Here is an 8,196-nt window from a genome sequence, read left to right as displayed (position 1 = left end):
GTGTGTCGGCGAGCCCTGAAAAGATGAGTGAGTGGGGTATTTCCTCAGATCACCAACTGATGTTCTGGGACTGGGTCGGCGGGCGTTACTCCTTGTGGGGCACCATCGGCCTCCCGATTGCGCTCGTCGTAGGTATGGATAACTTCCGTGAACTGTTGGCGGGTGCCCATGCAATGGACTGCCACTTCCGTGATGCACCGATGGAAGAAAACCTACCAGTACTGCTGGGGTTAGCTGGTATCTGGAACGTCAATTTCCTGGATATTCGTGCCCATTCGATACTGCCCTACGACGGACGCTTAGAGTACTTTGCTGCCTATCTTGAACAGCTTGAGATGGAGTCCAACGGTAAGTCGGTGACGCGCCAAGGCCAAGCGGTGAATTATTCAACGTGCCCAGTGCTTTGGGGGCAGCTTGGTCCCAACGCTCAACACGCCTTTTATCAGTTACTTCACCAGGGCACCCAGCCGGTCGTATGCGATTTTATAGCACCGCTGAAGCGCTACGATGAAGTGGAAGACCCAGATACACGTCGCCATCTAAAAGCACAGCACCGCCTAGCGCTGGCGAACTGCTTTGCTCAGTCACGAGTGCTGATGCTGGGGGATGACGCTCTAGAGGATGAAGGCCCTCGCCCAGAGCACAAGCGCTACCGTGGGAACCAGCCCTCTACAACGGTCCTGTTGGATAAGCTAACACCCTTTACGCTGGGGGCACTGATCGCCCTGTATGAGCACAAAGTGTTTGTACAGGCGGTTATTTGGGATATTAATCCGTTTGATCAGTGGGGCGTTGAGCTAGGTAAGAAAATTGCCACCGACACCCAGGCGATCATTGATGGAGGCGGTGATATTTCCCGTATGGATGCTTCCAGCCGCGGCCTGATCGAGGCGTTTTGGGCGGCAGAGCAGGAGTAGCACGCCATTATGATTTTCATGGCTGGATATACAGCTTTTTGCTTTTCCGCTATCCTGTGCCCTTTTGCCAGCCGCTAATGACTCGTTTCAGTACGTTTTGTTTCAGTACGCTTTGCTTCAAGTACTTAAGAGCGGCTGCTAGCGCTATTTTTTAGGAACCGATGTTACATGACCCAGTTTGATGCCTCCCAGTACGGCGCGAGTTCCATCGAAGTCCTGTCAGGGCTCGAGCCGGTGCGTAAGCGTCCCGGTATGTACACCGACACCTCGCGGCCTAACCACCTCGCTCAAGAGGTTATCGATAATAGTGTCGATGAGGCCCTCGCAGGGCATGCATCGGCTATTAGCGTGGTGCTGCATTCCGATGGTGCCATAGAAGTGCAGGATAACGGCCGTGGCATGCCGATCGATTTGCACCCTGAACATGGCGTGTCGGGCGTCGAGCTAATCTTTACCAAGCTCCACTCGGGTGGCAAGTTTTCCTCCTCCAGCTATCGCTTCTCGGGCGGTTTGCATGGGGTTGGCGTATCGGTGGTTAATGCCTTATCGCGCCGTTTAGATGTTGAAGTTACTCGTAATGGCGCGCGCCATGCCATGGCCTTTGAGTTTGGCGAAAAAGTCGAAGAGCTACACGAAATTGGTAAAGCGGCGAAAAAAGCGACGGGCACTCTCGTGCGTTTTTGGCCAGATGAGAGCTACTTTGACAGCCCAAAGCTCGCCCTTTCAAAGTTAAAGCACTTGTTACGTGCCAAGGCAGTACTGTGTCCTGGACTGGCGGTTACGCTGGTAGAGCCTGATGGCACCAAAACTGAATGGGCCTATGCCGATGGCTTAAAGGACTACCTGGCTGAAGCTACCGATGGCTATGAAGTGGTACCGAATGAACCCTTTGTCGGCCATTTTAGCGACGATGAGCATGGCGTTGACTGGGCGATTCAGTGGTTGCCCGAAGGTGGCGACGCGTTGTTGGAAAGCTACGTAAACCTGATTCCCACGCCTCAGGGCGGCACGCATGTCAATGGCTTCCGTTCAGGTTTGTTGGAAGCGCTGCGGGAGTTCTGTGAATACCGCAGCCTGTTGCCCCGCGGCATTAAGCTAACCGCCGATGATTTNNATTAAGCTAACCGCCGATGATTTATGGGAGCGAGCCTCTTTTGTGCTCTCGGTGAAAATGCTTGATCCCCAGTTTGCCGGGCAGACCAAAGAGCGGCTCTCCTCACGCACGATTGCGGGCTTCGTGTCTGGGGTGTTGAAAGATGCTTTCTCGCTTTGGCTTAACCACCACATTGAACAGGCTGAACAGCTGGCCGAAATGGTGATTAGCGCCGCTCAGCAGCGCCAGAAAAAGTCCAAAAAAGTCGCCCGTAAAAAGGTGACTTCTGGCCCCGCGTTGCCAGGCAAACTCGCCGACTGTTCCGGCCAGGATCCTGCCCTGAGTGAGCTGTTTTTAGTCGAAGGCGACTCGGCCGGTGGTAGTGCCAAACAAGCACGCAACCGTGAAACTCAAGCCATTCTTCCGCTGCGCGGCAAAATCCTCAACACCTGGGAAGTCGATACCCACGATATCTATGGCTCTCAGGAAGTACACGATATCGCCGTGGCGATTGGTGCCGACCCCGGCAGCGCAGATCTTGAAAAACTGCGCTACCACAAAATTTGTATCCTGGCGGATGCGGACTCCGATGGCCTGCACATTGCGACGCTGTTGTGCGCGCTGTTTGTAAAACACTTCCCCAGCCTGGTGGATGCCGGGCATGTGTTTGTCGCCATGCCGCCGCTTTACCGAATCGACTTAGGTAAAGAAGTGCACTATGCCCTGGATGAGAGCGAGAAAGCCGCCATTCTCAAGCAACTGGCGAAAAAGCGTGGCACGCCTAACGTTCAGCGCTTTAAAGGCTTGGGTGAAATGAGCCCGCTACAGCTGCGTGAGACCACTATGTCGGTAGAAACTCGTCGCCTAGTGCAGTTAACGCTGGAAGAGGGCGATGGCACGATGGAAATGATGGATATGTTGCTGGCCAAGAAACGCGCCGGTGACCGCAAAAAATGGCTAGAAGATTACGGCAATCTCGCTGATGTAGAGGTGTAGTTACAGAGATAGAAGCGTCATCAGTCTGGTTTTAATGACTGTTTTTGCGACTGTTTTCGCAACAGTTGCAAAGCCAGTTATAAAGACCGGAGGGGGGAGCCCAATCTGCTAGGCAAACGTTAACAGGCATTATTACAGTGCCATGCTATTTGGCCGATAGTTGAATAAGTAGCTTACATACTAAGACGCGTAAAAAACGCTCATAGACAGGGGAATAGCTTTGTTCAACACAATCTCTCGGCAGTTAACGTTGTCTGCAGTGGTGCTCACACTACTAATGGCTGTCAGTATTTACGGCGTGATGGCCTGGCGTGGTCAGCCGTTGGTGATCGATGCAAGTCAGTCATTGATTGAGCGTACGGGCGGCTCTATCGTGAATGCGCTGAATGGCCAGCTGGCTCGCGTCGAGGGGAATACCTCGAGCTTAGCGGCGTTGGCCGAATCGCTTCCTCAAGATGAAGCGATTTACCAGCAAGCACTGCCCAATGTGGTCGATGATAACGGCAATATGACAATTGCCGGAGGCGGTATTTGGCCTGAGCCAGGCGCATTTTCGCCGGGTGTCGAGCGCTTCAGTTTTTTCTGGGCACGTAATGCTCAAGGAGCGTTGGAGTTTCTGGATGACTACAACGCAAGCACTATTGCGCCTTATCACGACGAAGCATGGTATAGCAGTGCTCGCGATGCGACGCCAGGGCAGTGCGTTTGGTCTGCTGCCTACCGCGACCCAGCGACAGGGGTTGCCATGGTGACCTGTAGTGTTCCGTATTATATCGATGACGCTTTTTCAGGAGTCGCCACCATTGATATGCAGCTAGGCGGCGTGGCCGAGTTTCTTGCAGAAAATGGCGGTGGCACAGGCGGTTACGCCTTTGTGCTGGATAATGAGCGCAATGTCATTGACCTGCCGGGGGTAGAGCAAGCCTCTGATGAGATGAAAGGTTTAGCTGACGTTGCCCGTGATATGCCCTGGCTTCAGCCCGTTGTAACGGCGATAACTGCTGGCCGTGAACAGGCGAGTGTCGAAAATGCAGGCGTGTTAGCAGAAGCTGCTGAGGTGCGCTTATTTGACATGCCACGTACGGGATGGACGCTGGGGTTAGTAACGCCTAGCGAGCAAGTCACGGCTTTGGCTCGCACGTTAACACGTGATCTACTGCTATTTATTGTCCCCTTGCTGGCACTTTTACTGGGGCTTGGATGGTGGGGTGGGCGTATTTTGCTAGCGCAAATACGCAGCACTACCCGCCAAATCGATCAGCTGGGGCAGGACGACTCGAGTCGCGAGCTGACGATCTATCGCGAGGATGAGATTGGTGAGCTGCGCAGTGCTGTTAATCGATACTCGGAGAAACTACAGCGGCTATTTGGTGATGTGCGGAGCGTGGCCGATGCCATCGCCAGCGAGTCCACTGAAATCGCGGCAGGCAATACGGAGCTTTCTGGCCGAACAGAACAGCAGGCGGCTTCTCTTCAGGAGACATCATCAACGATGGAAGAGATGGCAGCTACGGTGAAGCGAAACGCTGATAACGCTCAAGAGGCAGACCTGCGGGCAAAAGAGTCAGCGGATAAAGTGAAGCGTGGCGGCCAACAGGTATCGAGGCTGGCGCAATCCATGGAAGCGATCAACGAAAGCTCTGTTGAAGTCGCTTCAATTGTTCAAGTAATCGAAAATATTGCTTTTCAAACCAATATATTAGCGCTAAATGCCTCGGTAGAAGCAGCGCGTGCGGGTGAGCACGGAAGAGGCTTTGCGGTGGTTGCCAGTGAAGTACGTGAGCTTGCCTCGCGCAGTGCTGCATCGGCCAGAAACATTAATGGGCTGATCAAAACCACGTCTGAGCAGATCGCGACGGGCAGCGGTTATGCTCAAGAAGCTGAGTCCGCTATGAAAGAGATTGTAGTTGCCATTGAGGAAGTAACGGCACGCATTAGCGAAATCAGCCAAGCTTCCAGCGAACAAACCAATGGCATTGACGAGATTAACAGTGCGGTAACGCAGATGGATACGGTGACCCAGCAGAATGCGGGCTTGGTTAGCCAGGCCGCAGGGGCTGCTAATGAACTGTCGTTACAGGCCCAGCGCTTAAAAGGCTTGCTGGACGAGTTTCACGGCGGTGCGCAAGCGGTATCCCAGGCTCCAGCACTGTCGAATGCATCGCATGAAAAGTATCAATTAACATAGCGTGCCATGCTAAGTGGCCGCGTGTCCGCTTATCAGCCGCCCCGACTGGGGCGGTTTTGTTGTTAAGGTAGGATATGATCGACATGGATATTCAGGTAGCAGAGGGTGACGTCGAACGGCTGTCCCTGCGCGATTACACCGAAAAAGCGTACCTCGACTACTCGATGTACGTCATTTTAGACCGCGCCTTGCCCAATATTGGCGATGGGATGAAACCTGTGCAGCGGCGCATTATTTACGCCATGCGTGAACTGGCGCTGCACGCCAATGCCAAGTACAAAAAGTCGGCGCGTACCGTCGGTGATGTGCTGGGTAAGTTTCACCCCCATGGCGACAGCGCGTGCTATGAAGCAATGGTGCTAATGGCCCAGTCGTTTAGCTATCGCTATCCGCTGGTGGATGGGCAAGGCAACTGGGGTAGCCCTGATGACCCCAAATCCTTTGCTGCCATGCGCTACACCGAAGCCAAGCTGTCTAAGTTTGCAGAAGTGCTGCTCAGCGAGTTAGGCCAGGGCAACGTGGACTGGACCCCCAACTTCGATGGCACGATGCAAGAGCCGGTAGTGCTTCCCGCGCGTTTGCCGCACGTGTTACTCAACGGCGGTACCGGCATCGCGGTTGGGATGGCAACCGATATTCCACCTCACAACGTGACTGAAGTGGTAGAGGCGACCTGTCACCTGTTGCGGAACCCGGAAGCGACCACTGTCGACCTGATGGAATTTGTACCGGCACCCGATTTCCCCACCGATGCCGAAATCATCACGCCGAAAGAAGACCTGCGCAAGCTCTACGAATCAGGCCGCGGTTCGGTCAAACTGCGCGCTCGTTATGTGCGCGAAGAGGCCAATATCGTGATTACCGCTGTGCCTTATCAGGTCAGCGGTGCCAAAGTATTGGAGCAGATCGCTGCACAAATGCAGGCCAAAAAGCTGCCGATGGTAGCCGACCTGCGTGATGAGTCCACCCATGAAGAGCCTACTCGTCTGGTGATTGAGCCACGCTCTAACCGCGTGGATGTTGAATCGCTGATGGCGCACCTGTTCGCCACCACGGATTTAGAAAAGAATGTGCGGGTGAACATGAACGTGATCGGCCTGGATGGTCGCCCCCGCGTGATGCCGCTACCCGATATGCTGAGCGAGTGGCTGCGCTTTAGGCGAGCGACCGTGCGCCGCCGCTTAGAGCATCGTTTAGGTAAAGTCGAAGACCGTCTGCATATTCTTGAAGGCCTGCTGACGGCTTACCTCGACCTTGATGAAGTGATCCGTATTATTCGTGAAGAGGATGAGCCTAAGCCAGCATTGATCGCTGCGTTTGGTCTTTCTGAGCGGCAGGCAGAGGCGATCCTAGAGCTGCGATTGCGCCATCTTGCTAAGCTGGAAGAGATGAAAATTCGCGGCGAGCAGGATGAACTGGAGAAAGAGCGCAAGTCACTGCAAGGCTTGTTGGGTAGTGAAGCTAAGCTAACCACGTTAATTGAAAAAGAGATCCGCGCGGCGGGTAAAGAGCATGGTGATGCGCGTCGTTCGCCGCTGGTTGAGCGTAGTGAAGCAAAAGCGCTCTCTGAAGTAGAGTTGTTAGGCGCTGATCCGATTACCGTCGTGTTGTCGGAAAAAGGCTGGATTCGTGCGGCGAAAGGCCATGATATCGATCCGGAAGGGCTCTCCTATAAGGCCGGCGATAGTTTCCAACTGGCGGCTCGTGGTAAAACCAACCAACCTTTGGTGTTGCTAGACGACACTGGCCGTGCTTACACCCTAGCAGCGCATAATTTGCCTAGTGCCCGAGGTCAAGGTGAACCGGTTACCGGCCGTGTCAACGTGTCGGCAGGTGCGCGCATGGCAGGGCTAATGCTGGCGCCGCCCACCAAACGATACGTATTGGCCAGTGATGGTGGTTATGGTTTTGTCGCGCAGCTCGAGGCGCTGACAGGCAAAAATAAAGCCGGTAAAGCGGTACTGAGTGTTCCTAAAGGGTGCAGCGTTATGGCCCCAGTGGAAGTGCCGGAAGGCGAAGGCCATTGGGTTGCATCGGTTTCCAATGAAGGCAGGCTGCTGCTGTTCCCGTTAGACCAGCTGCCTGAAATGGCTAAAGGAAAAGGCAATAAAATGCTCGATATTCCCGGCCCGCGTGCGGCTCGACGTGAAGAGTTTGTGCGCGATATTGCCGTTGTGGCAGAGGGCGGTGAACTCATTATTCATGCCGGTAAGCGTAAGCTAACCCTGAAAGCCGACGATCTCGCGTATTATCGTGGTGAACGCGGTAGGCGAGGCAGCAAACTGCCCCGCGGTTTCCAAAAAGTAGATTGTTTAGAGGCAGGGGAGTAAGTCATGGCAACACGTTATTTGATTCGTGCGACCGGGGTTGCGCGCCCAGGGCAGTTAGCTGGCCTGGGTAATGCGTTGGCGGCTGGGCGTGCCCGGCTGTTGGATATTAATCAAAGCGTGACGTTTGGCATGCTCTCTTTGGAAATGCTGGTGGGGCTTGATCAGGACAGCGCTTTGGAAGCCGCTCTTAGTGAAGCGGGAGATACGCTCGGTTTAGACGTGCAGGCAATTGCGGTGAGTGGCGACGACTATCAGCGCTGGAGTGAGCAAGCCAGCCAACCAAGACTAATCTTAAGCCTGCTAGCCCCCAAGCTGCCTGCCGGCATATTAGCTGAAGTAGGATCGCTGACCGCAGAGTTTGGTCTCACTGTTGAGCTAATTCACCGTCTTTCAGGCCGCGAAGCGCTTGAAGGTGACTCGCCTGCTAACGGGGCTTGCGTTGAATGTTGGCTCAGAGGCAGTGATGTAGAGCTAGAAGCCCTACGCGAAAAGGCGCTCGCGCTAGGTGCCCAGCATGGTGTCGATATTGCTATTCAAGAAGATACTATCTGGCGTCGGCATCGTCGTTTAGTGTGTTTTGATATGGACTCGACGCTGATCAAGACTGAGGTGATTGACGAGCTCGCTCGCCGCCATGGGGTCGGAGATGAAGTCGCCGACGTGACCGAACGA

The 8,196-nt window shown here is 54.3% G+C and carries 3 protein-coding genes and 2 pseudogenes; all 5 read left to right on the top strand.

Going from position 1 to position 8,196, the window contains the following annotated elements; all coding sequences use genetic code 11:
* Positions 1-917, top strand: a pseudogene (locus INT22_RS20625) (glucose-6-phosphate isomerase); the annotation flags it as partial.
* Between the two features lie 168 nt (positions 918-1,085).
* A pseudogene (gene parE, locus INT22_RS09515) lies at positions 1,086-3,006 on the top strand (DNA topoisomerase IV subunit B).
* Between the two features lie 220 nt (positions 3,007-3,226).
* Complete coding sequence (locus INT22_RS09510; RefSeq protein ID WP_193068144.1) at positions 3,227-5,194, top strand: methyl-accepting chemotaxis protein; 1,968 nt, start codon at positions 3,227-3,229, stop codon at positions 5,192-5,194.
* A gap of 74 nt (positions 5,195-5,268) precedes the next feature.
* Positions 5,269-7,524, top strand: a complete 2,256-nt coding sequence (gene parC / locus INT22_RS09505; protein WP_226912563.1) for a DNA topoisomerase IV subunit A — start codon at positions 5,269-5,271, stop codon at positions 7,522-7,524.
* Between the two features lie 3 nt (positions 7,525-7,527).
* Positions 7,528-8,196: ACT domain-containing protein (locus INT22_RS09500; protein WP_319022059.1), on the top strand; the 669-nt coding region annotated here is incomplete at its 3' end.

The sequence above is a fragment of the Halomonas sp. 3D7M genome (assembly GCF_014897885.1).
Classification (GTDB): Bacteria; Pseudomonadota; Gammaproteobacteria; order Pseudomonadales; family Halomonadaceae; genus Vreelandella.
This window is presented reverse-complemented; position numbering and strand designations above follow the sequence as displayed.

Excerpts from the sequence above, each read along its gene's own strand:
- parC (WP_226912563.1), top strand. The coding sequence starts at position 5,269 with ATGATCGACATGGATATTCAGGTAGCAGAGGGTGACGTCGAACGGCTG.